Raw genomic sequence first — 22,992 nt, forward strand, 5'->3', positions numbered from 1 at the left:
CGTGAAGACGATCCAGGCGTACCGGTTCGCCCTCGACCGCCAGCACCAGCCGGGGTCCGGGGCGCGGTCGGGGGTGGACTCGGGGTTGCGAGGGATCACGGGCGGGACTCGGCTCGTGACCTGCGGGCGGGGGGTCACGGGCGGGGCTTGGGTCATGGCCTGCGGGCGGGGGTCACGGACGGGCTTGGGTCGTGGCCTGCGGGCGGGGGCTCCTGATACGTACCGGGAAATGGCGGTCTGGAGAGGGGACTGCCTTCAGGATTCGGCGGACAGGGTGAGTAGGTGGGCGGCGAAGCCGTGTGGGGCGCGGCCGTCCGGGCGGGCGCTGGTGCGGACCGGGTCGCGGGCGTCGGTGATCACCCGGGCGCCGGTGGCGCGGACGCGGGTGACGAGGGTGCGGTCTTCGTCGCAGGTCAGCGCGGGGAAGCCGCCGGCCGCGAGATAGGTGGTGGCGCGGACGCCGAGGTTCGCGCCGTGGATGTGGCCGTGGCGGGCGCCGGCGACGCTTTCGCGGTAGCGGCGCTCGTAGGCGGACGGAAGCGGGTCCGGCCAGGCTGACCAGTCGTCGACTTCGACAGTGCCGGTGACCAGGTCCGCGCCGTGTTCCGCGTGCCGGAGCTGCCGGAGAAGCCAGTTCGGGGGCACGCGACTGTCCGCGTCGGTGGACGCCAGCCAGAGATCGTCCGGGCCGTCGCGCAGCGCGTGGGCGACTCCGGCGGCGCGGGCGCGGCCGACGTTGCGCTCCTCGACCACGACGACCTCGGCGTGGCCGGCGAGCGCGAGGCGCGCCGTACCGTCGGTGCAGTCGTCGGCGACCACGACGGTCAGGACCGGGACCGGCGACCGCGCGATGGCGTGATGCAAAGCGGTCAGGCAGGCGGGGAGCAGGCGGCTCTCGTTGTGGGCGGGCACGACGACCGCGACGCGGCGGATCGTCACACCAGGCCCTCGCGGCGGGCGACCGATGCTGCGAGCGGGTCGCGGGTGAAGACCTCGAGCAGGAAGTCGGCCTCCTCGTGCCGGGACATTCGATGCAGGCCGGGGACCGCGGCCAGTGCGGCGTGGACCTCATCGCCGGAGCGGGCGTGCTCGGCGACCGGGTGCCGCCAGTGCACGGCAACCAGGTCACCGCCTCGCACAAGACCGCCGGACGCAAGATCGCTGAACGCAAGGCCGTTGGGTACAAGATCACCGCCGGACGCATGGCCGCCGGGCGCGAGAACGCCGGACGCATGGCCGTTGGGTGCGAGATCGCCGTTGGGTGCGGGATCGCCGGCTGGGGTCAGCGAGTTTGCCGCGTGGTGGAGCAGGGTGGCGAGGTCGGTGTCGTCGAAGTAGTAGGCGAGTTCGGAGAGGACGATCAGGTCGAATGTCTCGTCCGGCCAGTCCCCGGGGAGCTGACCGGTTCGGATCGTGACGTGCGGGCGGTCGGCGAGTCGCGCGGCCGCGGTCTGCACGGCGGATCCGACAGCGTCCGTCGCCAGCAGTCGATCGCATCGGGCGGCCAGCCGGCTGGTGAGCAGACCGGTCGAGCACCCCGGCTCGAACCCGGAGCGGTACCGCCGGGCCGGCAACGCGTCGACCGTCAACGCGTGTTTGCGGGCGTCGTACCAGCGGGTCTCGAAACTCCACGGGTCCGGGTCGGCGGCATACATCCGCTCGAAGTAGCTGATCGGCGTACTCACTCGAAGATCACCTCGAACGGTCGGGCGAAGCGGGCCAGCACGTGCGGCGGCAGGATCGCGGCGTCCTCCGGTGCCGGGCCGAGCGGCGCGATCTGACTCGGGAACGCCGCTATCGCGGCCGATTTCGCCGCCCGGGCCGCGGGTGGCAGATCAATGCGGCGGGCTCGGTGCCAGGGCACGTCAGGATCATTGGGGTACGACCAGTGCCACGCCCAGATCGGATACTCCAGCAACCGGGCACCCGTCTCGGCACAGGCCCGAGCCGCCGCGCGGCCGGTCGCCTCATGGTCGGGGTGCCCGTCGCCCCGCCAGGTCACCAGGCACCACCGGTCCGGTGCGAGCAGCCCCGCCAGCTCCCCGGCGAGAGTGTCCTCGTCGATGCCGCCGTCCGGGTGCCCGAGCCGGTGCACCCGCGACCCGCCGAGCCCGAGAACCCGCAGCGCGTCCGCGGTCTCGGTACGCCGGATCGCGGCCAGCTCACCCCGGCTGTGCATTGTCGAACCCGGGTGCGACGCCTCACCGTCGGTGACCGCGGCCAGATCAGCGCTGCCGAGCAGGGACAGCAGCCCGGCGACACCGAGGATCTCGTCGTCCGGGTGCGGTGCCACGACCAGCGGTGACCCGGGCGGGTCGAGCGGCAGCGCCGGCCAGGACCACACCGCGTCCCAGGCCAGCCACTCACACTCGGTGGTGCCCTCCCCCGCGATCGCCCTCACCACCGCGGGCCCCGGGCGAGCCCGGCGGAGTCCTCGGTGGTCAGCAGGCGGCCGAGTTGTTCGAGGTCGGTCTCGGCGTGGCTCTGGCGCAGGTAGACGGTCAGGTCGGCGACGCGCTGGGCGTGATCGGCGTCGCGGCAGAGCGGGCCGGCGCCGAGAGCCCGGCCGACCCGGTCGATCACCTCGGTGGCGGTGGCCTCCGCGGTCGCGCGCACCCGCAGGGCGAGGCGGTGGGCGTCGGCTTTCGGGTCGGCGTCGATCCGGGCGGCGGCGTCGTCCAGGACCGCCCGGGTCGCGCCGAGCGCCACGTCGACGGCGCCGAGGTGGGCCAGCGCGTGCGGGCCGAGATCCTTACGGCGGGCCGCGTCGAGGAGTGCGTCGGCGACACCCAGCGCACCGCCGAACCAGCACGCGGCGACACCGATGCCGCCGTGCCAGAAGCCGGGCCGGTCCACGTACGCGCCGGGTGCTCCGATCGGGCGGGCCGGGGCTGCGGTGAACCGGATCGTCCGGCTGTCGCTGCCGGCCATGCCGATCGCCGGCCAGGTGCCGTCGAGGGGCTGCGCGTGCGGGGGCGTGTTGCGGACCGCGAACAGCCGGATGCCGTCGCCGGCGGCCGCCGTCACCAGCGCGTCGGTGCACCAGCCGGCGCCCGAGCACCACGGGCGGTCGCCGGTCAGGGTCCAGCCGTCGGGGGTGTGCTCCGCTCGTACCGAAGAAGGTGACGCCGCCCAGACGCCCCACCGTTCGCCGGACGCATGGTTTTCCGGATCGGCGTCGCCGAGCTCGGCGCGGATCGCGACGGCGTCGGCGTGGCCCTCACCGAGCCGACAGGCGACCAGGTCGGCGCGACCGAGACCGATCAGGCCGCGCAGACGGTCCGCGGTGGCACCGTGGCCGGGTAGGGGCAGGTCAGGCGGATGTGTGAGCACGGGCCGTACGTACCCGGGTGTTCGCCGATCAATCGTCGCCCGGGGGTGAGCTCGGGGTGAGTGCGTCGTAGTACGGCTTCATCGACGGGTAGTAGTCGTCGAAGGTGGGTGCGGGCAGGCCGTCGCGGGCCGCCACCAGCATGTCCAGGTAGTACTCCCAGCCAGGACCCATCTCGCCGACACCCTCGGTGGTGGTCAGGTGGTGGACGAAGCGGAGCTCGGTCCGGCCGCCGGCCTCGGACAGCACCAGCTCCAGACGCCAGCCGCCGGACTCCTCGCTCGTCGACAGGGACAGCCGGCGCGGCGGGTCGCAGGCGTCGACCCGGACGTCGAACCACGGTTGCTGGTCCTCGAAGGCCATCTGCATCTTGATCGTACGACCGGGGGCGGCGTCGCCCTCCCACGGTCCGAACCACCGGGCGGTACGGTCGGATTCGGTCACGCTGGCCCAGACGTCCTCGATCGGCGCCCGGAACGTACGGGTCAGCACGAGGTCGGGGCCGGTGGCGCCGGGTAAGAGCCGGCCGATGGGTGAGCTGGTCATGCCGTGTTCTCCTGTCGTTGATCCGCACGCCCGCCCTGGCGGCGCTCGCGACGGGTGCGGTAGACCTCGGTCTCCAGCGCGTCGAGGCGCTGCTCCCAGGCGTCGGCCCGGGTGAACTGGCCGAGCCACTCGACCAGGCCGGTGAGCCGGGACGGATCCAGCTCGTAGAGGCGCTGCCGGCCGACGAGCGTGTCGCGGACCAGGCCGCTCTCCCGGAGCACCCGCAGGTGCCGGCTGACGGCGGGGCGGCTGATCGCGAACCGGTCGGCGATCTCCCCGGCGGGCAGCCGCTGCTCGCGCAACATCACCAGGATGTCCCGCCGCACCGGATCGGCGATCGCCGCCGCCACCTCGTCCACCCGGAAAGCGTAACCACTGGGTTACGCGTCAGGCAAGCCCGCTCAGTGCCGGAAGCTGCCGACCAGCGTCGTCAGCTCACTCGCCAGGCGGGTCAGGTCGGCCGCGGCCTGCTGCGTCGAATCCGCGCCGTCCAGGGTCGCGGTCGCGATCTGGGCCACCCCGGAGACCGTACGGGCCATGTCGCCGCTGCTGGTGGCGGCGTCCTGCACCGAGCGGCTCATCTCCGCGGTCGTCGCGGTCTGCTCCTCCACCGCCGAGGCGATCGTGGTGGTGTAGTCGCCGATCTGCTGCACCACCGCGGTGATCTCCCCGATCGCCTCGGCCGCGGTGCTGCTGGAGTCCTGGATCGCGCCGATCCGGGCGGTGATCTCCTCGGTCGCCTTGGCGGTCTGCTGGGCGAGCTCCTTGACCTCCCCGGCCACCACGGCGAACCCCTTGCCCAGCTCACCCGCCCGGGCGGCCTCGATGGTGGCGTTGAGCGCGAGCAGGTTCGTCTGCTCCGCGATGCTGGTGATCAGCCGGACCACGTCGCCGATCTCGGCGGTCGCGGTGCCGAGCGTGGCGACCTGCACGGTGGTACGCGCGGCGACCGCCATGGCCTGCTGCGCGACGTGGGCGGCCTGGCCGGCGTTGGAGGCGATCTCGGTGATCGACGCGCTCATCTGCTCGGCGCCGGCCGCGATCGTCTGCACCCCGGCGCTGACCTCCTCGCTGGCGTGCGACGCGCTCTCGGCCTGCGCCGACGCATCGGCCGCGCCGTTCTTCAGCTGGGCACTGATCGTGGACAGCTCCTCCGACGACGCCGCCAGGGTGACCGCGACCTGGGACATCCGGTCGACGCTGCCGCGCAGGACCGCGGTGCCGGCGTCCAGGTCAGTGGCCATCCGGCCGAGCTCGTCGCGGCCGGTGACCCCGGCCAGCACGGTCAGGTCGCCGGTGGCCAGCCCCTGCGTCACCCGCCCGACCGAGGTCAGGGTGCTCATGATGCCGCGCACCACCAGCAGGGCCATGCCCAGCGTGATCGCCAGCCCGATCAGCAGCAGCGTCACCATCAGGGACCGGGCAGTGCGGTAGTCGGCCGCGGTCTGCGTCCGCTTCTCCCCCGCGACCTTCGTCTCGATCGTGACCAGGTCGTTCAGCGCGGTGAGCGTGCTGGTCAGCGCGGTCCGGCCGGTGCTGTCCCGGATCTTGCTGAACCCGTCGACGTCGTCGGCCTCGGCCAGCGGCACCAGCTGCTGATCACGGAGGTCACGGAGCTGCTTCAACGCCGTCGTGTACTGCCCCACCACCGTCTCGCGGCCGGTCATGTCGGTGGCGGTGTAGGCGGCGAACGTGTCGTCGGCCTTCGTGTCGGCGTCGGCGATCGTGGTGCGGTCGGTGGCCATCGCGGTGCTGCCCTGGCTGCCCAGCATGTCCTGCAGCGCGATCCAGGAGCGCTGGACCTCCGCCTGGACCGTGCCCAGCTGGGCGACCGGCACCAGGTTGTCGTGGTAGAGGTACTCAGCGGCGTCCGCCATGGCCGACATCTTCTGCAGGCCGACCACGCCGACGCCGGCGGCCACCAACCCGGCGAGCCCCACCGCCGCGCAGATCTTCAGCCGTATCGACAGGTTCGCGAACCAGGGCATGCGACGTCCCCCGAGGATCTCGTGCATACGCGCTTGCCCTGTTACCAAACCACACAACCCGGCCGCGTCAGGCGACTTGGGAACAAGCCGGATTCCCGGCACGACGCCGTCGATCGATAGAGTCAGAAGGTGAACGACGCACGCACCCCCGGCGACGAGCGACCCGGCCGCCGCCGGCCCGGGCAGCTGGAGACCGAGATCATGACGGTGCTGGGCGCCGCGGACCGGCCGCTCACCCCCGGTGAGGTGCGCGATCGTCTGGATCCGTCGAACGAATTGTCCTACAGCACCGTGGTCACCACGCTGACCCGGCTCTATGAGAAAGGCTCGGCGTCCCGGCATCGGGAGGGACGAGCTTTCCGGTACGGAGCGCCGGACGGCCCGGCCGGTCTCACCGCGGACCGGATGACCCGTCTGCTGGCCGTCGAAGCGGATCGCGCGTCGGTGCTGCGCCGCTTCGTCGGCAACCTGGACGCCACCGACGAGCAGCTGCTGCGCGACCTACTCAGCGAGTAGCTCGGGCCGGCGGGAGACCACCCGCACCGAGGAGAACCACGCGTTCACGTGCACCCGGACCTCCGGGGTGCCGGCCAGCCGGGGCACCGGCGCCAGCTTCAACTCGTGCGAGCTGAACGCGTTGGTGCCGGTCAGGTCGACGTCGGTCTCCGCGGACCAGACCGAGCCGACCCGTACGCTGAATTCCTCGAGGGTGATGCGGCCGTCACCACAGGCTCGCTGGAGCAATTCCGCCACACGTTCACGGTCGCCGTCGGAGATCGGCGCCGGCACAGGAAGTCCCACGGCCGAAACCCTATCGGCGCTCCGCAAGGCGATCCAGCGGTCCCCTTTACGCAGCGTCCGGGGCGAGCTGACAAACTTGCAGGATCATGACGCTGACCGATCGCCTTCCCGGCAACGCTGAGCCCGACGCTGTCTTCGACGCTTTCCAGACCTGGGTGTCGGAACAGGGGCTGACCCTGTACTCGCATCAGGAGGAGGCGCTTATCGAAATCGCGACCGGCTCCAACGTCATCCTGAACACTCCGACCGGCTCGGGAAAGAGCCTGGTCGCGGCGGGCGCGCACTTCGCCGCGCTGGCCGACGGGCGCACCACCTTCTATACCGCGCCGATCAAAGCCCTGGTCAGCGAGAAGTTCTTCGCCCTCTGCGCGATCTTCGGCGCGCACAACGTGGGCATGCTGACCGGTGACGCCAGCGTCAACGCGGACGCGCCGATCATCTGCTGCACCGCGGAGATCCTGGCCAACCTGGCGCTACGCGAGGGTGCGAAGGCCGACGTCGGCCAGGTGGTGATGGACGAGTTCCACTTCTACGCCGAGCCGGACCGCGGCTGGGCCTGGCAGGTGCCGCTGATCGAGCTGCCGCAGGCGCAGTTCCTGCTGATGTCGGCGACCCTGGGCGACACCACCCGGTTCGTCGACGACCTGAGCCGGCGCACCGGCCGGTCCACCTCGGTGGTCAGCAACACCGAGCGGCCGGTCCCGCTGCTGTTCGAGTACGCGATGACCCCGCTGCACGAGACGATCGAGGAGCTGCTCGCCACCAAGCAGGCGCCGGTCTACATCGTGCACTTCACCCAGGCCGCCGCCCTGGAACGCGCCCAGTCGCTGATGAGCATCAACATGAGCAGCAAGGCCGAGAAGGAGGCGATCGCCGCGGCGATCGGCGGCTTCCGGTTCACCGCGGGCTTCGGCCGTACGCTGACCCGCCTGGTCCGGCACGGCATCGGCGTGCACCACGCGGGCATGCTGCCGAAGTACCGGCGGCTGGTGGAGACCCTGGCCCAGGCCGGGCTGCTCAAGGTGATCTGCGGGACGGACACCCTCGGCGTCGGCATCAACGTGCCGATCCGCACCGTGCTGTTCACCGGCCTGTCCAAGTACGACGGGGTGAAGACCCGCCTGCTCAAGGCGCGCGAGTTCCACCAGATCGCGGGCCGGGCCGGCCGGGCCGGGTTCGACACGCTGGGCACCGTGATCGTGCAGGCCCCGGACCACGTGATCGACAACGAGCGGGCCCTGGCCAAGGCCGGCGACGACCCGAAGAAGCGCCGCAAGGTGGTCCGCAAGAAGCCGCCGGAGGGGCAGATCGGCTACAGCCGGCCGACCTTCGACCGGCTGGTCGGCGCCGACCCGGAGCCGCTGACCTCGTCGTTCCAGGTGTCGCACGCCATGCTGCTGAACGTGCTGGCCCGCGACGCCGACCCGTTCGAGGCGATGCGGCACCTGCTCACCGACAACCACGAGGAGCCGGCCGCCCAGCGCCGGCACATCCGCCGGGCGATCGCCATCGCCAAGGCGCTGATCGCCGGCGGGGTGATCGAGCGCTCGGAGGCCGGTGTCTACAAGCTCGTCGACGACCTGCAGCTGGACTTCGCGCTGAACCAGGCGCTGTCGCCGTTCGCCCTGGCCTGTCTGGAACTGCTGGACAAGGAGGCGCCGGAGTACCCGCTCGACGTGGTCTCGGTGATCGAGGCGACCCTCGAGGACCCGCGCCAGGTGCTCTCCGCGCAGCGGCAGAAGGCGCGCGGCGAGGCGGTCAACGCGATGAAGTCCGAGGGCATCGAGTACGAGGAGCGGATGACGCTGCTCGAGGACGTGACCTGGCCCCGGCCGCTGCTGGAGCTGCTCGAGGGCGCGTACGAGACGTACCGGCAGGGTCACCCGTACGTCGCCGACTACGAGCTGAAGCCGAAGTCCGTGGTCCGCGACATGTACGAGCGGGCCATGACGTTCACCGAGTACATCTCGTTCTACGGGCTGTCCCGCTCCGAGGGGCTGGTGCTGCGCTACCTGGCCGACGCGTTCCGGGCGCTGCGCCAGACGGTGCCCGAGGACGCCCGCACCGAGGAGCTCGGCGACCTGATCGAGTGGCTCGGCGAGCTGGTCCGGCAGGTCGACTCCAGCCTGCTCGACGAGTGGGAGCGGCTGCGCAACCCGGGCGCCGTGATCGAGGAGGTCCGGATCGACGACAAGCCGCCGGCGGTCACCCGCAACGTGCGCGCGTTCAAGGTCCTGGTCCGCAACGCCATGTTCCGCCGGGTGGAGCTGGCCGCGCTGGGCCGCTACGACCTGCTCGGCGAGCTGGACTCGGAGGCGTCCGGCTGGACCGCGGAGCGCTGGCGCAAGGCCGTCGACGAGTACTTCGACGAGTACGACGAGATGGGCACCGGCCCGGCGGCCCGTGGCCCGGCGCTGCTGCACATCGACGCCGGTCCGACCGTGTGGACGGTCCGGCAGGTCTTCGAGGACCCGGCCGGCGACCACGACTGGGGCATCGACGCCACCATCGACCTGGCCGAGTCCGACGAGGCCGGCATCGCCGCCATCAAGATCGTCGCGGTCGGCCCGCACTAGCTGGCTTCCAGGGGTGGCTCCGCGTCGCGGAGACACCCCTGAGGACCAGCCGGGATCGGGAGGCGCGCCTCGGCCGGGAGTGGCCACGGTCTCGCGGCGGCCTCACGGGCGGGACTCGGCTCGTAGCCTGCGGACGGGCGCTCCGTAGTCGTACCGAATAGGGTTTTGAATGTGGTGGTACCGGCATGTACCGCCGGGTATCGACGGCGGGCTTAGCGTCGGGGTATGACGCCACGACCGACGCCGGACCCGACGATCGGGGACCGTATCCGGGATCGCCGACTGCGCCGCGGCTGGAGCATGCGGTTCGCCGCGAGCCGGGCCGGGGTCTCGCACGCCACCTGGAGCAGGATCGAACGCGGACTGCAGGCGGCAGACAACCGGTTCGTGCTGGCCGATCTGGCCGCCGCGCTGGAGTGTTCACCGGCCGAGCTGGCCGGGACCGCGGTGCCGGCCGGTGATCGGGACGCGGTGGCCGCGCACGCCGCGGTGCACGCCGTCCGGCAGGCCCTCGTCGATCTCGACCTGTCCGTGGCCGGCTCGTTCGAGGCACCACCGCTGACCGAGCTGGCACGGACCGTGGCGCTGCTCGACACGCTGCGGCAGGCCTGCGACTACGCCGGGGCGAGCCGGTTGATCCCTGCTCTGCTCCGCGGCCTGCATGCCTCTGCCAGCGAAAAACCAGCGCTGCGCTTGCTCTGCGACGTCACGTTCATCGCCTCCTCCGTGCTGCGCAATCTCGGACATCCGGCCGACGCGTGGCTGGGGGCGGAACGCTGCCGGGACGCCGCCGCCGCGACCGAGGACCCGGTCCTGCGCGGCTACGCCGCCTACGCGCGGACCAGCGCCGCCAACGCCTGCGGGTCCTACGACCGGGGTTACGCCCTGGCCGAGCAGGCCGTCGACGATCTACGGCCGCACGCCGCACTGCCCGGTGCCGCCGAGATGATCGGCTCACTGCAGCTGAACTGCGCATACGCCAGCCGGGGCGCCAAACGCCTGGACGACAGCCGAGCCTGGGCCGCCGAGGCCGCCGCGCTGGCCCGCCGGACCGGGGAGACCAGCACGCTCGGGCTGTACTTCGGCCCCACCAACGTCGACATCTGGCGGATCGGCATCGAGATCGACGGCGACGACCCGGGGCGCGCCGCGCAGATCGCCCGGGACACCGACCCGGCCGCCCTGCCGATCGGTTTCCGACAGGTCTTCTACTACACCGACACCGCGCGCGCCCTGGCCCGGCTGCGGAACCGGGACCGGGAGGCGATCCGCTTCCTGATCGTGGCCGAGCGGGTCGCCCCGCAACACGTGCACACTTCGTCGATGGTTCAGGAGACCGCACGGGCGCTGCTCGACCGTTCCCGGCGGATGGCCGGGGGAACCGAGCTCCGAGCCCTTTGCGAACGACTCAAGATCGGCTAGGGTTCGCGGTGCGTAACCGACGCGTGACCGTGCGACGAGCAGGCAGGCCACCGCGCGCCCTAGCGGGCCGCTCGCTACCCGGGCCGGTTACGGTTGACGACTATGACCACCTACTCCGGTCCGGCGCGTCTCACGCTCGTCGACGGCACACGCGTATCCGGCATGGCTTCGCTCAGCACTAACCAGCGGGGCGGCATCGACGGGTGGGGCGGAACTTTTCGGCCGGACCAGATCAGCACAGACGTACGTAACGCAGCCGAAGGACTTGTTTTGGAACTGCCTTATGACCAGATCGGCGAGGTGTCCGTCACCGGCGTCCGCCGGTTGCTCGCGACACAGATCCTGATGTCGCTCGCCGGTCGCGGACCAGCGCCCTTCTGACCTTTTGTTGGAGCGGCGGCCCGGGCCGGGCCGCCGCGCGTCACCGATAACTCGCGGTCAGCCAGTCCCGGACGGCCAGGTTCGCCCGTACGTCGTCCTCGTTGTAGTCCAGCAGCCGCCGCGCCGCCTGCCGATCACCCTCGCGGGCCGCCCGATGCCAGTCCTGTGACTGCCGGCCGCCCGGATCGTCGTCCCGCCAGTGGAAACCGGCGCCGTGCACAGCGATCACTTTCAGTCCCAGCCCGGCCCGGGACTCGACGCCGTCCTTGACCAGCCGGTGCAGGTCCACCCAGCGCTCCGGCTGCGCGGCGCCCCGCGGCACCGGGGTGAACCGGGCCGCCCGGGTCCGCTCCGGGTGCGTGTAGTGGTAGACCAGCAGACTGCGCCCCTGTTCCTCGGCCTCGACGGCCAGCGTGTCGAGCCGGGCCAGGCATTGTTCTGTCAGGCGCGCCTCGTCGGTCACCGCCGGCTCGAAGAACGCCTCGTACCGGCTGGCACCCCCGCTGGTCACCAACAGCCCCCACAGGTAGACCCGGTCGTCGGCGCCCCACTCCGCGTCGATGTCGATCTCCACGTCGGCACGGGGCACCACCGGCAACGGACCGTCCTTGATCCGCAGCAGCAGGCCGTCGCGGGCCAGCTGCGCCGACACGGCCGCCTTCCGCAACCGATGCCGCCGCTGCGGCAGATGCCCGACCTCACGACCGTAGGCTCCGGCCAGGAGGTCGTCCGGGTCACTGGAGGCAAGACCTTCGATGGTACGAATACCGCTCTCCCGCAACGCCAGGTACTCCCGCACGCTGAGTGCCCCGCGCAGCTCCCCGCTGAGGTCGGCCGGCGGCAGTTCGTCGACGCAGACCGGCGCCCATTCGCAGGTGGTGCACTCGGCGTGCCCGACCGGCTCGACCAGGGGCTCCGGATCGTCCGGCCGTCCGCGCCGCTGCCGGGCCACCGCCGCGACCCGCACCCGGAAGTCGTGCTCGTGGTCGTAGCGCTCCAGGGCACTGCGCTTGGCCTTGCCCGAGGTACGGGAGAACGTGATGAACCGGGGCAGGCGCAGGTCGTACCAGACGAGCTGCGCGCCGTCGGTGCCGACGATCGCGCCCCACGGCTCGGCGGCCTGGTGACCGCACGCGGCCAGCATCCGCCAGTAGTGCGCGAGCTGGATCAGGTCCCGCTCGTCGGCGTGCTCCCGCGCGTCCTCCAGCCTGACCGCGGCGGCCAGGGACGGGGCGTGGAGCGGGCTGACCCGGGCATCCAGCCCCTTGGTCAGCACCCGGTGGGCCTTGATGTCGGCCGGGTGATAACCGCCCTCGGCCGCCCGGATCAGCAGGTCGGGCTTCCCGGTACGGTGCCCGGGCAGATCGTCGGGGAGCCGCCCGCCGACGATCACGCTGGCGCCCGCGCGCATGGCGCCGATGGTCGCGCCGATGTGCATCGGCTTGTCGTCGTCGAGGTCGCTGAGGTCCGCGTAGCCGGGCAGGTTCAACCCCGCCCAGGCACCGAGGACTTCGGACTCGAACGTGTTGCCCAGGTCGAAGAGCTGCTGAAGTTCCGGGGCCACCGGCCCGAACTGGCGCGGGACGGTCCGGTCGTGCCGGTTGTGGACGGCACGGGGACAGGTCTTGGCGGCGTATCCACCCAGGAGCAGCGGGCGCTCAGCGGTGCTTCCGGCCGGCTCGGTCCCGCTGACTCCACCGATGATCATGCGTGATGGTAGCCACCCGCAGCACCCGTTCAAAAACGGACACACCCCTCCCGGCCGAGCCAGGCACCGCCGTTCCGGGCACCGCCGAGCCGGCCGCCGCGGGCTGGTGTCGTGGGCCGGGCGCTGCGGGCTGGTCTCGTGGGCCGGCCGCTGCGGGCTCGTGTCGCGGGCCGGGCGCTGCGGGCTGGTGCCGCTGGTGTGTCGCGGTCGGTGGGTGGCTGGGGCTGGCTTGCCAGGCGGGGTGGCCGTTGGTCGCGGTCCGATGCGCCCATCCCGGCAAACTGCCGGGCACGGTGCAACCCGGCTGGTGCTCATGGTGGTATCCCGGCTCCTGATACCACCATGAGCTTCAGCCGACCGAATCCAGCTGGTGCTGGTGGTGGTATCACGGCCGCTGAAACCACCATGAGCACCAGCCGGACTCGGCGAGCGCCGGTGGTGGTTATCGCGGGCTCGAGACAACCATGGCCGCTCGCCAGGACCGCGCGGCTGGCCCTGGGCGCCCTTATGAAGGCCCCATAACGGCACTCACGACCAGCCGGAACCGGGCGGCTGGCGCTGAGCGCCCCTATGAAGGCGTCATAACGGCACTCACGACCAGCCCGGACCGCGCGGCTGGCCCTGGGCGCCCCTATGAAGGCGTCATAACGGCACTCACGACCAGCCGGAACCGGGCGGCTGGCGCTGAGCGCCCCTATGAAGGCGTCATAACGGCACTCACGACCAGCCCGGACCGCGCGGCTGGCCCTGGGCGCCCTTATGAAGGGGTCATAACGGCACTCACGGCCAGCTGGCACGGTCTGGCTGGGGCTGACGGCCGTTATGCCTGTCTGGAGGAGGCTGTGAGCGCCGGCTGGGCCAGGGGGGCGGCCCACCTACCGGGATCACCGTCCAGCCTCTGGGACGGCCGCGGTCGCGGGCGGCGCATCGGGCCGCGACCAGCAGCCACCCCGCCTGGCAAGCCCTCAGCCACCCACCAACCGCGAGCCGCGCAACAAGCCACGACCAGCGCGACGGGCGCGTCGGATCGGGACCGGCAGCTTCCCCGACTGGCAAGGCCCCAGCCGCCCACCAACCGCGAGCCGCGCAACAAGTCACGATCAGGGCGAGCGGTGTGCGGGGGCGTGGGGGCTACAGGGCGGTGGGGTCGTCGAGGGGGGTCAGGGAGAGCAGGACCAGCTTGATGCCGGCGGCGGCTGCACGGGCGATCAGCTCGGCCGCCAGTTCCGCGTCGAAGCCCTCCGGGCACTGCCACCAGCCTGTCACGGTCACATCGCCCGGGAACAGGCCGTCGCAGTTGGTCCAGCCGCCGGGGAACGGGAACGAGCGCAGCACCCGGGCCAGCCGGTCCACCAGCGTCGACGTCACCGCCGAGGTGCCCAGGGTCGCCTGGACGCGCCGAGGGTCCGGGAGGTCCGACGGGGAGTCCGCGACCTTCAGCCAGTCGTGGCGGTTCCTCAGAGCGGCGGCGATCCGGTGCATGCCGTCGAGGATCTCGCGGGCTTCCGGGTCGACCAGGATCGGCTGGGCGAAGCCGCCGTTCACCACGAGCTCCGAGCGGAGCAGCTCGACGCACTGGGCGCTGTCCGGGTCGGCGAGCAGGTCGGGGATCGCCGACTTCCAGGTGTCCCCTCCCACCGAAGGCCGGTAGGTGGCGAGCACCTCGGCAAGCGTCATCCGGCGAACGGTCACCGGAGAAGGCTGCCATGCCGGGACGCCGAAGCCTACTCACCAAAGGTGGAATAAAAGTGTCACCGTTAGGAGGATCGGGACGCACGACACGGTGGTCAGGAAGATCGTGTCGCGGACCAGGATCTGGCCGGTGTGGAAGCGCTGGGCGTACAGATAGATGTTCTGCGCGGTGGGCAGGCCGGCCAGGACGGTCACCGCGTACGTCTGGGGTGGGGTCAACCGCAACGCGGCAGCCAGCAGGAACGCGATGAGCGGCATCGCGGCGGTCTTGAGCAGGACGGCGGTGACCGTGCCGGCGCGTTCCGGGCCGGGCGCGAGCACGCGGCGGCCGGAGAGCGACATGCCGAAGGCGATCAGGACCATCGGTACGGCGGCCTGACCGATCGTGGTCAGCGGGTTGAGCAGGATCGGCGGCAGTCGCAGGCCGGTCAGCGCGACGATCCCGCCGAGCAGGGTGGCCACTACCAGGGGGTTGCGCAGCGGGACGGACACCGCGGCGCGGGCCGAGGCGTGGCCGGTGGTGGCGAGTTCCAGCAGGGTGAGCGCGATCGGCATGATGATCAGCAGCTGGAGCACGATGATCGGGATGACCAGGGTGGCGTCGCCGAGGACGTAGGTGGCGACCGGGATGCCGATGTAGTTGGCGTTGACATAACCGGCGCCCAGCGCGCCGAGCACCAACTCGCCGGACCCGACCCGGCGAAAAGCCGAGCCGGGCGAGCCGGGCGAGCCGGGCAGGCCGGGCGAGTCAGGTAGAACAGGCGAGTCAGGCAGGCCGGGCGGGTCAGACAGGCCCGGTAGGCCCGGCCGGACACCGCGGACGATCAGCACGTGCAGGCCGAAACAGATCAGCGCGGCGCCCACCGACACCAGCAGCGGCTCGCTGAACAGGGCGGTCAGGTCGGTGGCGGCCACCCCGGTGAACAGCAGGCACGGGGTGAGCACCAGCCAGACCACCCGGGCCAGGACCGCCTCGGCGTTCTCCGGCAGCCCGCCCCACCGGCGCAGCGCCCAGCCGGCCAGCACGATCGCACCGATCAGCACGAATCCGGAGAGCGCCGACACCATGATCGCGACGCTATCGGGCGACGGCTGATCGAATCGACTCCGGGGCGCGGCGGCAGATCGTACGGTGACCGGGTGGGTGACGAGGCGGCGGATTACTACGACCGGATGCTGGTGGACGCGGAGTGGGGCGAGGCCTTCTGTGTCACCTTCGTCCGGGGTCTCGACGACGCCGCGCTGATCGCCGCGTTCGGCGGCGACCCGGCCGGGGTGCGGTCGCCGGCCGACCTCGCGCAGGTGCTCGACGGCTTCCGGTACGGCGAGGAGCCGGCCACCCTGGTCGTCGCCACGATCGGCGACTGGCGGGTCGCCATCGAGATCAACGGTTGCCAGGGGAGCCGCCCGGAGGTGCTGCGCCGGGCCGCGGCGGCCGGTGACGGGGCCGCGCTCAGCGTGTTCCGCGACGTCAGCGGGCGCTCCGAGTTCAGCTACCTGAGCGGGGACCGGACCCAGACGGTGATCGACCACATCCGGCCGGAACGGCGCTCCGGCGAGGACCCGAAGCTGCTCGACCCGATGCTGGCCGGGCTGCCGTTCGGATACGAGGACGACACCATCCCCGAGGCCGCCGGGTTCGCCCTGGCCGAGCGGATCACCGGCGTACGACTGCCGTTCGACCTGATGGAGCAGGATCTGCCCGGGGTGGTGCTGACCCTCGTACCAGATGATCTTGTGCCGGAGGGTGGCCGCGGTCTTGCCGCGCTGGAGCACCCGTTCGTCCAGCGGATGCTGGCGTCGCCGACCATGGAGAACGTGCCGGCGATGGCGGCGTTCCGGGCCCGGCTGATCGCCGAGGACGCGCACCTGGACGGCGAGCCGGTGCTCGTCGCGATCCTGGAGGCGCTCGAGGACGGCCGACGGCCCGCGCCGGAGCTCCGTGCCCAGCTGCGGGAGCTGCACGAACGCGTCACCGGCGACCTGCAGGGGATGAACGCGGTGCAGGACGTGGCGGCGGCCGCGTTCAGCGAGGATCTCTCCGACCGGTTCAGCACCGCGTACGCGATCCAGGACAGTGATCGCAGCCTGCAGGCCGTCGTGCTGCGCCGGTGCGCCCTGAGCGCCGACCGCAGGTCCGCCCCGCCGGTCGAAAAGCCCGCGCCGATCACCGAGCCGACCACCGCTCCGGCGAGCAGCCATCCGGCCTCCGGGGTGATGGCCAAGGAGTTCGCGTCGTGGCAGCCGGAGAAGCAGCGCGAGGTGTCCCGCTGGCTGGCCCGGCGCGCGTTCGAGATGGCCGGGCTGGACAAGCTGGACTGGGCTCGCCCGGCCCTGGACGCCCTCGACCGCGGCGATCCGCTGCCGTTCCCGGACCGGCGAGCGGTGTTCCGGCTGATCTCCGCGGCGGCGCTGGTGACCGCGACGACAGGTCTGCCGCTGGACCAGATCGGTGATCGCCTCACCGAGAAGCAGCGCGCCGACCTGCGGGAACGCATCGACCGCGCGCCGATGGCAGTGATCACCATCTTCAACACGGCGAATCCGGACCCGGCGCGGGCGCTGAGCGACACGTTCTCCACGGCGCTGGAGACGTTCGACGGCCGCGCCGACGATCTGGTGACGGAGTTGCGCGCCCGGTTCGGCTGACGCCTCGTCCACAACGGATTCTCGCGCGGGTACTACGATGCCTCTGGATCTTCGACCTGAGGAGGCGTCGGTGGCTGACCGGCGGCATGCATTGGACCGGATCGACACCACGGTGGCGCACCCGGCCCGGCGGTACAACTACCTGCTCGGCGGCAAGGACAACTTCGCCGCCGACCGGGCCTCGGCCGAGGCGATCGAGCGGGCCATGCCGACGATCCGGCTCGCCGCCCTGGAGAACCGCGCGTTCCTGCAGCGTGCGGTGGACTTCCTGGCGCAGCAGGGCATCCGGCAGTTCCTCGACATCGGCACCGGCATCCCGACCGCGGACAACACCCACCAGGTGGCGCAGCGGATCGACCCGGCGGCCCGGATCGTCTACGTCGACAACGACCCGATCGTGCTCACCCACGCGCGGGCGCTGCTGACCAGCACGCCGGAGGGTGTCACCGCGTACATCGACGCGGACCTGCGCGAACCGCGCACCATCCTGGACGACCCCGAGCTGCGCGCGACCCTGGACTTCACCAAGCCGATGGCGGTGATGCTGGTCGCGGTCCTGCACTTCATCCGCGACGACGAGGACCCGCAGGGCGTGGTCGACACCATCCTGGACGCGCTGCCGCCCGGCAGTTTTGTGGTGGCCTCCCACTCCACCTGGGAATACCTGCCGGCCGGGGCGATCGAGGCGCTGGAGGCCGCGAACGCCGACGGGCGGTTCCGGGCGCGGACCGGCGCGCAGCTCGAGCACCTGTTCCGCCGGCTGGACCTGATCGAGCCGGGCGTGCAGTCGGTGTCGCGGTGGTGGCCGGAGCAGGCGTCGCAGCCGCGTCCGTCGGTCGAGGACGTGGCGTTCAACGCGATCGTCGGCCGGGTTCGTTGAGTTTGTTGACGAGGTGCCAGTAGGCTCCCGGAGTTCGACGTCGATGCGCCGCGAGGAGACGCACGTGGACGGGAAGGACGACCGCGAGTCTCCCCCAGCCCTTCGGATCGCCCGTTACCTGGACGATCCGGCACCAAGACCGCAGCCGGTCCGCAATCCGCCGGGCATGATGCTGCCCAACATCGCGGATTATTGGCCGGACGCACCGCACCGGGTCGAGGCCGCCGCCAAGGCCGCGGGTTGGCGGGCGTTCCTGCCGGCTTCGCCGGATTTTTCCGGTACGGCGGAAGCGCCGTCATCCCGTCGCCCCCATCGTCCGGTCATCCTCACCGGGGTGCTGGCCCTGCTCGTGATCGGCGGCACGGTGGTGCTGGCCCGGCCGCTGACCGACGCCGACATCCGGCAGCGCGCGATCACCCCCGTGCCGGCGCTCCCGTCCGAGTCACCGGCGGTCGTCGGCCCCGCACCGACCACCACGGCGCCGTCCCCGGCCGCGACCACCGTCGCGCCGCGCCCGCCGCTGCCGACCTCGGCCATCACCACCACCACGCCACCGGCCCGGATCCGCACCGCCCGGTTCGAGCTGGTCTCCGGCATCACCGACTTCGTGGTCCGCACCGCCACCCTGGACGACGTGGACTTCCGGGTCCGCGGCGGCGAGCCGACGTTCACCGACGGGGTGCTGCGGGTGACCCCGGCCGGTGGCGGCAGCCCGGTCGAGGTGCAGCTCAGTGACCGGATCGTCTGGGGCCTGCGGATGGCCGGCGGGGTCAAGACCGCCACGTTCGACCTGACCGGCGCCACGATCAGCCGGATCGACCTGGACGGTGGCGCCGAGACCATCGACATCACGCTGGGCCGGTTGACCCGGACCCTGCCGATCCGGATGGCCGGCGGCGTGAGCCAGTGGCACATCCGGACCGATCGGGAGGTGCCGGTCCTGGTCGAGGTCGGTGACGGCGCCGGGGACATCGCGATCTACGGCCGGCACGAGGGCGGCACCGCGCCCGGCGCGGTGATCCGCTCCGGCGACCTCGGCGACGCCGCGGGGCTGGACGTCGACGCGGCCGCCGGGATGGGCCTGCTGGAGATCTCCTGAGCTATTTGCTGGGGGACGGGATTGGCTTCGCCGAAGGCGTCACCGAAGGCGTCACCGAAGGCGTCAGGGACGGCGGCACCGACGGGTCGGGGGTCGGCCACTCGCCGTTCTCCATCGGGGTCGGGCTCGGCGCCACGAACGGGTTCAGTTTCGGACAGCGCGGGTAGCCGCGCTGCCAGCTCTGCACGGACTCCCCGGTGTCCGGGTCGTCGCACCACTGGCTGCCGAGCTGGATCGGCTGGCCGTTCTGGTCGTAGAGCTGGGCGTTCTCCACCGGGTGGCCCTGACCGTCGTAGACGAACACGTCCCGGACGTTCTCGTAGCCGGAGTTGCCGCTGTAGGTGGCGTCCACGTACGACGGGGTCACCTGGGCCTCGTCGTCGACGGTCGCGAACCCGACCACCGCGAGCAGGATCAGCACGGCCGTGCCGGACCAGTAGGCATAGCGCGGCCACTGCCCGGCCGGCGTGCCACGGCGGCCCAGCCAGATCGAGCCGACCACACACGCGCCGAGCAGGACCAGCGCGAGCACGCCACTCCCGCCGACCCGGGGCAGCAGGCCGAGCCGCTCGTCGCCGGTGGCGAACACATGGGCCAGGACCATGGCGGCCAGGTAACCGCGCAGCACCCACCAGGCCGGGAGCAGCAGGGCCAGGAACTCACTGGCCTTGGAGTAGCCCAGGACCGGACCCACCCGTACGTCTGCTTCTCGCAAACCCCGGACGACCTGGTCGCGAACCGCCTTCAGCTCGGCATAGCGGTCCGGTTCCTCGGCCTTGACGTCGGGGACCTCGGCCGCGGCGAGCAGCTCGGCCGCATACGCCGCCGGCTCGCCCAGCCGCTCGACGAGCGTGCCGGTGCCCTCGGCGCGGACCTCGGCCAGGTGCTCGGGGAGGTCCTCGAGCAGCTCCTCACGGGTCTTCTCCGGCAGGCCGCCGAGCGCCAGCCGCACCCGGGCGACGTACCCGGTGATCTCGTCCGCTACCACGTCGTTCACACGGTCCCCCGGTCCTGAAGCAGGTCGTCCATCGTCGAAGCGAAGTCGCGCCAGGTCTTGCCGGTCCGGTCCAGTTCGGCCCGTCCGGCGGCGTTCAGCGCGTAGTACTTGCGGTGCGGCCCCTCGTCACTGGGAACCACGTAGGTGTTCAGGAAGCCGTTGGCGAACAGCCGGCGCAGCGTGCCGTAGACGGAGGCGTCGCCGACGTCCTGCAGGCCGGCGGCCCGGAGCCGGCGCAGGATGTCATAGCCGTAGCCGTCCCCGTCCCGGAGCGCGGCGAGGACGGCGAGATCCAGCACTCCTTTGAGGAGCTGTGTGGTATCCACGCACGGCACAGTACTGCGCTATCCGAAGTACCGTCAACGCCGCCATACCTGCCGTGTGGTCTACAGTGCTTACTTAATTACAGAGTTACCGGGTACGGAGGATCGTCGTGATCGTGGAGTACATCCGCTACCGCATCCCCGAGGGGCGTGACGGGGAGTTCGAGAAGGCCTACGCCCGGGCCGCCGAGCAGCTGGCCAAGGCGCCGCAGTGTGGAGACTACGAGCTCAGCCGCTGCGTCGACGACCCCGCCGCATACGTTCTGCGGATCACCTGGACCTCGGCCGACGACCACCTGCGCGGCTTCCGCGGCGGTGAGCTGTTCCCGGTCTTCCTGGCCGAGATCCGTCCCTACATCGAGTCCATCGAGGAGATGCGGCACTACCGGCCGACCGCGGTACGCGGCACCGGCGGCGCGGTGCCGACCCTCTACGAGTGGGCCGGCGGCGCGGCCGCGTTCGAGCGGCTCACCGAGCGGTTCTACGACACGGTCAAGACCGACGAGCTGATCGGGCCGATGTTCGCGCACATGGATCCGGGCCACCCCCGGTACGTCGCGATGTGGCTGGCCGAGGTCTTCGGCGGCCCGGCCGACTACACCCACGGCCGCGGCGGGTACGCCCACATGCTCGGCAAACACCTGAACCGGGCGATCACCGAGCCGCAGCGCCGTCGCTGGGTGAGCCTGCTCGCCGACGCGGCCGACGAGGTGGGGCTGCCCGCCGACCCGGAGTTCCGGGCCGCGTTCATGGGCTACCTGGAGTGGGGCACCCGGCTCGCCCTGGCCAACTCCCAGCCGGGTGCCGAGCCGGCGCCCCAGGCACCCGTGCCGCACTGGGGCTGGGGCGTGGCTCCGCCGTACCAAGGTTGATCTTTAGCTGCGGTAACTGAACCGGCCTACGGTGACCGTCCCCTCGGCGGCGAAGACGCCGGTCACCCGGCCGGTGAACGACGCCGCGGTCTCGCTGGACCAATATCGGCCGTCCAGTTCGGCGAGGCACTGTCCCGCCGCGATCAGCCGGATCCGGTCCGCCCCGGCGGCCGCCGGGCCCGGCGTCGGCAGGCTGGTCTCGATCCGCAGCTCGACCTCACCGGCCGGCACCTCGGCGGTCCAGCTCTGCTCCACCCCGACCAGCCTGGCGGTGGCGGTCACCGTGCCGCCGCGCACCTCGATGGACAGGTGGATGTGCTCGTCATAGCGGCAGGCGAGCCCGCCCACCCCCGCCGACGCGTCCACCGTCGCGGTGAACACACTGGTCAGATGGCGCTGCCGGCGCCCGACGAAGCTGGGCCGGAACGCCCGCATCCCACCCTCGACCCCGTGCAGCGTGAGCCGCCCGGGCGTCTCGGTCAGCGACCCGACCTGCCCGGGCGCCCGCCCGACCGCCAGCCACCCGGGGTCGTCGAGCGCCCCCGGATCGGCGAAGTCGAAGCTCTCCTCGACCACGCCCTCCCCGTCCGGCGACGGCACCGGCTCCACCACCGGCCAGCCGTCGTGCCAGCTCACCCGGGTCACAAACGTCTCCCGCCCGAGTGGCGAGAAGGCCGCCGTCCACCCGACCGTGCGCACGCCGAGCAGGATCAGCCGGTCCTCGCCGTCCGGGCCGGTGACCAGGTCGGCGTGCCCGACGCACTGGACCCGGCTGTCCCGCCCGCTCGCGGTCAGGATCGGGTTGGCCGGCCCGCCCGCGAACGGCCCGCTGATCGACGGCCCGCGGGCGATGCTGACCGCGTGCCCACGCTCGGTGCCACCCTCGGCGATCATCAGGTACCAGTGCTCGCCACGCCGGAACACGTGCGGCGCCTCGGGGAACCGCAGCCCGGTCCCGGACCAGAGCGAGCGCGGTACTTCGAGTGCCCGCCCGGCCGCCAGGTCGACCCGGGCCTGCTGGATGCCGTGGTGCTCGCCAGCCGCCGGCCCGGTGGCGTCGAACCCGGAGTACGTGACGTACGCGGTGCCGTCGTCGTCCCAGGCCAGGTCGGGGTCGATGCCGTCGATCCCGGTGATGGTGGTGCCGTCGTCCCAGGGCCCGGCCGGGTCCTCGGCGGTGAACACCACACAGCCGCGCGGACTGCCCGTGATGATCACGATGAGGTGGAACCGGCCGTCGTGATAGCGGAGCGTCGGCGCCCACACGCCCAGCCCGGACGGGGCGGTGTCGATGCCGAGCTGTTCGGGCCGGGTCGCCACGTTGCCGATCTGCTCCCAGGTGACCAGGTCGGCGCTGCGGTAGATCGGCAGGCCCGGCAGGTATTCGAACGTCGACGTGACGACGTAGTAGAAACCGTCGACGAGGACGACGCTCGGGTCCGGGTTGAAGCCGGGGAGGATCGGGTTGGGCATGGTGGTCACCTTCCCATGGGGCTTTACGTACGCGAAGGATGGCGACCGCGGCGATCGCGCTCAGGACCAGGGCGACCGCCCAGGCCGCGCGGTAACCGCCGGTCAGCGCGACCACCTGACCGGCCAGCACCGGACCGAGCGCCTGGCTCGGGGTGCCGCACGAGGCGTTGCGCAGCGTGGCCGCCTGGGTGGAGGACGGCGTCGAGCCCACGCCGGCGACCCGGAGCCGCCGCTCGGCCGCCTCGACAACATCG

Annotated in this window: 22 protein-coding genes; 8 read left to right on the plus strand and 14 right to left on the minus strand. The window is 71.9% G+C overall.

The window, feature by feature from the left end:
* Window positions 1-255 precede the first annotated feature (255 nt).
* The 7 genes from Apa02nite_RS46680 to Apa02nite_RS46715 are packed head-to-tail and all read right to left on the minus strand — an operon-like array spanning window position 256 to window position 5,865.
* The gene (locus Apa02nite_RS46680; protein WP_203830895.1) at window positions 256-939 is read right to left on the minus strand and encodes a glycosyltransferase family 2 protein; all 684 of its coding nucleotides are present in this window, start codon (window positions 937-939) and stop codon (window positions 256-258) included.
* Window positions 936-1,685: a methyltransferase domain-containing protein gene (locus Apa02nite_RS51715; protein WP_239165056.1), complete on the minus strand. Its 750-nt coding sequence runs from the start codon at window positions 1,683-1,685 to the stop codon at window positions 936-938. The genes Apa02nite_RS46680 and Apa02nite_RS51715 overlap by 4 nt, the downstream gene beginning before the upstream one ends.
* A complete protein-coding gene (locus tag Apa02nite_RS46695) occupies window positions 1,682-2,401 on the minus strand; it encodes a PIG-L deacetylase family protein (protein ID WP_239165057.1) in 720 nt (239 codons plus the stop codon). The genes Apa02nite_RS51715 and Apa02nite_RS46695 overlap by 4 nt, the downstream gene beginning before the upstream one ends.
* Window positions 2,398-3,333 (minus strand): acyl-CoA dehydrogenase family protein, encoded by a 936-nt coding sequence (locus Apa02nite_RS46700; protein ID WP_203830896.1) that lies wholly within the window; start codon window positions 3,331-3,333, stop codon window positions 2,398-2,400. Before Apa02nite_RS46700 ends, Apa02nite_RS46695 begins: the two co-directional genes overlap by 4 nt.
* A 28-nt stretch (window positions 3,334-3,361) precedes the next feature.
* A complete protein-coding gene (locus Apa02nite_RS46705) occupies window positions 3,362-3,877 on the minus strand; it encodes an SRPBCC family protein (protein ID WP_203830897.1) in 516 nt (171 codons plus the stop codon).
* Window positions 3,874-4,236: a metalloregulator ArsR/SmtB family transcription factor gene (locus Apa02nite_RS46710; RefSeq protein WP_203830898.1), complete on the minus strand. Its 363-nt coding sequence runs from the start codon at window positions 4,234-4,236 to the stop codon at window positions 3,874-3,876. The genes Apa02nite_RS46705 and Apa02nite_RS46710 overlap by 4 nt, the downstream gene beginning before the upstream one ends.
* Window positions 4,237-4,278: 42 nt before the next feature.
* Window positions 4,279-5,865: a methyl-accepting chemotaxis protein gene (locus Apa02nite_RS46715; protein ID WP_239165058.1), complete on the minus strand. Its 1,587-nt coding sequence runs from the start codon at window positions 5,863-5,865 to the stop codon at window positions 4,279-4,281.
* 129 nt (window positions 5,866-5,994) lie between these two features.
* Here Apa02nite_RS46715 and Apa02nite_RS46720 point away from each other — a divergent pair, with 129 nt between their 5' ends.
* On the plus strand, window positions 5,995-6,381 hold the full coding sequence (locus Apa02nite_RS46720) for a BlaI/MecI/CopY family transcriptional regulator (RefSeq protein WP_083972537.1): 387 nt from the start codon (window positions 5,995-5,997) through the stop codon (window positions 6,379-6,381).
* Here the strand turns inward: Apa02nite_RS46720 and Apa02nite_RS46725 are convergent.
* Window positions 6,367-6,666, minus strand: coding sequence for a DUF1707 SHOCT-like domain-containing protein (locus Apa02nite_RS46725; RefSeq protein ID WP_239165059.1), 300 nt, complete (start codon window positions 6,664-6,666; stop codon window positions 6,367-6,369). The genes Apa02nite_RS46720 and Apa02nite_RS46725 overlap by 15 nt on opposite strands.
* An 86-nt stretch (window positions 6,667-6,752) precedes the next feature.
* Here Apa02nite_RS46725 and Apa02nite_RS46730 point away from each other — a divergent pair, with 86 nt between their 5' ends.
* From Apa02nite_RS46730 to Apa02nite_RS46740, 3 genes are all read left to right on the plus strand, one after another.
* Window positions 6,753-9,242 carry a DEAD/DEAH box helicase gene (locus Apa02nite_RS46730; protein ID WP_203830900.1) on the plus strand — a complete coding sequence of 830 codons (2,490 nt, stop codon included), beginning with the start codon at window positions 6,753-6,755 and terminating at the stop codon, window positions 9,240-9,242.
* Window positions 9,243-9,467: 225 nt separating this feature from the next.
* A complete protein-coding gene (locus Apa02nite_RS46735; protein ID WP_203830901.1) occupies window positions 9,468-10,664 on the plus strand; it encodes a helix-turn-helix domain-containing protein in 1,197 nt (398 codons plus the stop codon).
* A gap of 102 nt (window positions 10,665-10,766) precedes the next feature.
* On the plus strand, window positions 10,767-11,045 hold the full coding sequence (locus Apa02nite_RS46740) for a hypothetical protein (RefSeq protein ID WP_067705938.1): 279 nt from the start codon (window positions 10,767-10,769) through the stop codon (window positions 11,043-11,045).
* Window positions 11,046-11,085: 40 nt separating this feature from the next.
* Here Apa02nite_RS46740 and Apa02nite_RS46745 read toward each other — a convergent pair whose 3' ends face one another.
* From Apa02nite_RS46745 to Apa02nite_RS46755, 3 genes are all read right to left on the minus strand, one after another.
* Window positions 11,086-12,753 (minus strand): TM0106 family RecB-like putative nuclease, encoded by a 1,668-nt coding sequence (locus Apa02nite_RS46745; RefSeq protein WP_203830902.1) that lies wholly within the window; start codon window positions 12,751-12,753, stop codon window positions 11,086-11,088.
* Between the two features lie 1,131 nt (window positions 12,754-13,884).
* Window positions 13,885-14,430, minus strand: a complete 546-nt coding sequence (locus tag Apa02nite_RS46750) for a ParB N-terminal domain-containing protein (RefSeq protein ID WP_203830903.1) — start codon at window positions 14,428-14,430, stop codon at window positions 13,885-13,887.
* A 51-nt stretch (window positions 14,431-14,481) separates the two neighbouring features.
* Window positions 14,482-15,513 (minus strand): AEC family transporter, encoded by a 1,032-nt coding sequence (locus tag Apa02nite_RS46755; RefSeq protein WP_239165060.1) that lies wholly within the window; start codon window positions 15,511-15,513, stop codon window positions 14,482-14,484.
* 72 nt (window positions 15,514-15,585) lie between these two features.
* Here Apa02nite_RS46755 and Apa02nite_RS46760 point away from each other — a divergent pair, with 72 nt between their 5' ends.
* The 3 genes from Apa02nite_RS46760 (at window position 15,586) to Apa02nite_RS46770 (ending at window position 19,073) form a co-directional block, all read left to right on the plus strand.
* The gene (locus tag Apa02nite_RS46760; protein WP_203830904.1) at window positions 15,586-17,094 is read left to right on the plus strand and encodes a DUF6461 domain-containing protein; all 1,509 of its coding nucleotides are present in this window, start codon (window positions 15,586-15,588) and stop codon (window positions 17,092-17,094) included.
* A 70-nt stretch (window positions 17,095-17,164) separates the two neighbouring features.
* A complete protein-coding gene (locus tag Apa02nite_RS46765; RefSeq protein WP_373873100.1) occupies window positions 17,165-17,974 on the plus strand; it encodes an SAM-dependent methyltransferase in 810 nt (269 codons plus the stop codon).
* Window positions 17,975-18,038: 64 nt separating this feature from the next.
* Complete coding sequence (locus Apa02nite_RS46770; RefSeq protein ID WP_203830905.1) at window positions 18,039-19,073, plus strand: hypothetical protein; 1,035 nt, start codon at window positions 18,039-18,041, stop codon at window positions 19,071-19,073.
* Between the two features lies 1 nt (window position 19,074).
* Here the strand turns inward: Apa02nite_RS46770 and Apa02nite_RS46775 are convergent, their stop codons facing one another.
* Window positions 19,075-20,070: an HAAS signaling domain-containing protein gene (locus Apa02nite_RS46775; RefSeq protein ID WP_239165061.1), complete on the minus strand. Its 996-nt coding sequence runs from the start codon at window positions 20,068-20,070 to the stop codon at window positions 19,075-19,077.
* Window positions 20,067-20,396 carry a PadR family transcriptional regulator gene (locus Apa02nite_RS46780; RefSeq protein WP_067705925.1) on the minus strand — a complete coding sequence of 110 codons (330 nt, stop codon included), beginning with the start codon at window positions 20,394-20,396 and terminating at the stop codon, window positions 20,067-20,069. The genes Apa02nite_RS46775 and Apa02nite_RS46780 overlap by 4 nt, the downstream gene beginning before the upstream one ends.
* Before the next feature lie 107 nt (window positions 20,397-20,503).
* On the opposite strand from Apa02nite_RS46780, the gene Apa02nite_RS46785 reads away from it, so the two are divergent.
* The gene (locus Apa02nite_RS46785; RefSeq protein ID WP_203830906.1) at window positions 20,504-21,265 is read left to right on the plus strand and encodes a globin domain-containing protein; all 762 of its coding nucleotides are present in this window, start codon (window positions 20,504-20,506) and stop codon (window positions 21,263-21,265) included.
* Between the two features lie 3 nt (window positions 21,266-21,268).
* On the opposite strand, the gene Apa02nite_RS46790 is transcribed toward Apa02nite_RS46785, so the two are convergent.
* The gene (locus tag Apa02nite_RS46790) at window positions 21,269-22,738 is read right to left on the minus strand and encodes a glycoside hydrolase family 43 protein (protein WP_203830907.1); all 1,470 of its coding nucleotides are present in this window, start codon (window positions 22,736-22,738) and stop codon (window positions 21,269-21,271) included.
* Window positions 22,739-22,992 lie beyond the last annotated feature (254 nt).

The sequence above is a fragment of the Actinoplanes palleronii genome (assembly GCF_016862315.1).
GTDB lineage: Bacteria > Actinomycetota > Actinomycetes > Mycobacteriales > Micromonosporaceae > Actinoplanes > Actinoplanes palleronii.

What these genes read in the sequence shown, in the direction of transcription:
- Apa02nite_RS46735 (WP_203830901.1), top strand. Translation starts at nt 9,468, where the DNA reads ATGACGCCACGACCGACGCCGGACCCGACGATCGGGGACCGTATCCGG.
- Apa02nite_RS46755 (WP_239165060.1), bottom strand. Translation starts at nt 15,513, where the DNA reads ATGGTGTCGGCGCTCTCCGGATTCGTGCTGATCGGTGCGATCGTGCTG.
- Apa02nite_RS46750 (WP_203830903.1), bottom strand. Translation starts at nt 14,430, where the DNA reads ATGACGCTTGCCGAGGTGCTCGCCACCTACCGGCCTTCGGTGGGAGGG.
- Apa02nite_RS46745 (WP_203830902.1), bottom strand. Translation starts at nt 12,753, where the DNA reads ATGATCATCGGTGGAGTCAGCGGGACCGAGCCGGCCGGAAGCACCGCT.
- Apa02nite_RS46790 (WP_203830907.1), bottom strand. Translation starts at nt 22,738, where the DNA reads ATGCCCAACCCGATCCTCCCCGGCTTCAACCCGGACCCGAGCGTCGTC.
- Apa02nite_RS46730 (WP_203830900.1), top strand. Translation starts at nt 6,753, where the DNA reads ATGACGCTGACCGATCGCCTTCCCGGCAACGCTGAGCCCGACGCTGTC.
- Apa02nite_RS46740 (WP_067705938.1), top strand. Translation starts at nt 10,767, where the DNA reads ATGACCACCTACTCCGGTCCGGCGCGTCTCACGCTCGTCGACGGCACA.
- Apa02nite_RS46705 (WP_203830897.1), bottom strand. Translation starts at nt 3,877, where the DNA reads ATGACCAGCTCACCCATCGGCCGGCTCTTACCCGGCGCCACCGGCCCC.
- Apa02nite_RS46715 (WP_239165058.1), bottom strand. Translation starts at nt 5,865, where the DNA reads ATGCCCTGGTTCGCGAACCTGTCGATACGGCTGAAGATCTGCGCGGCG.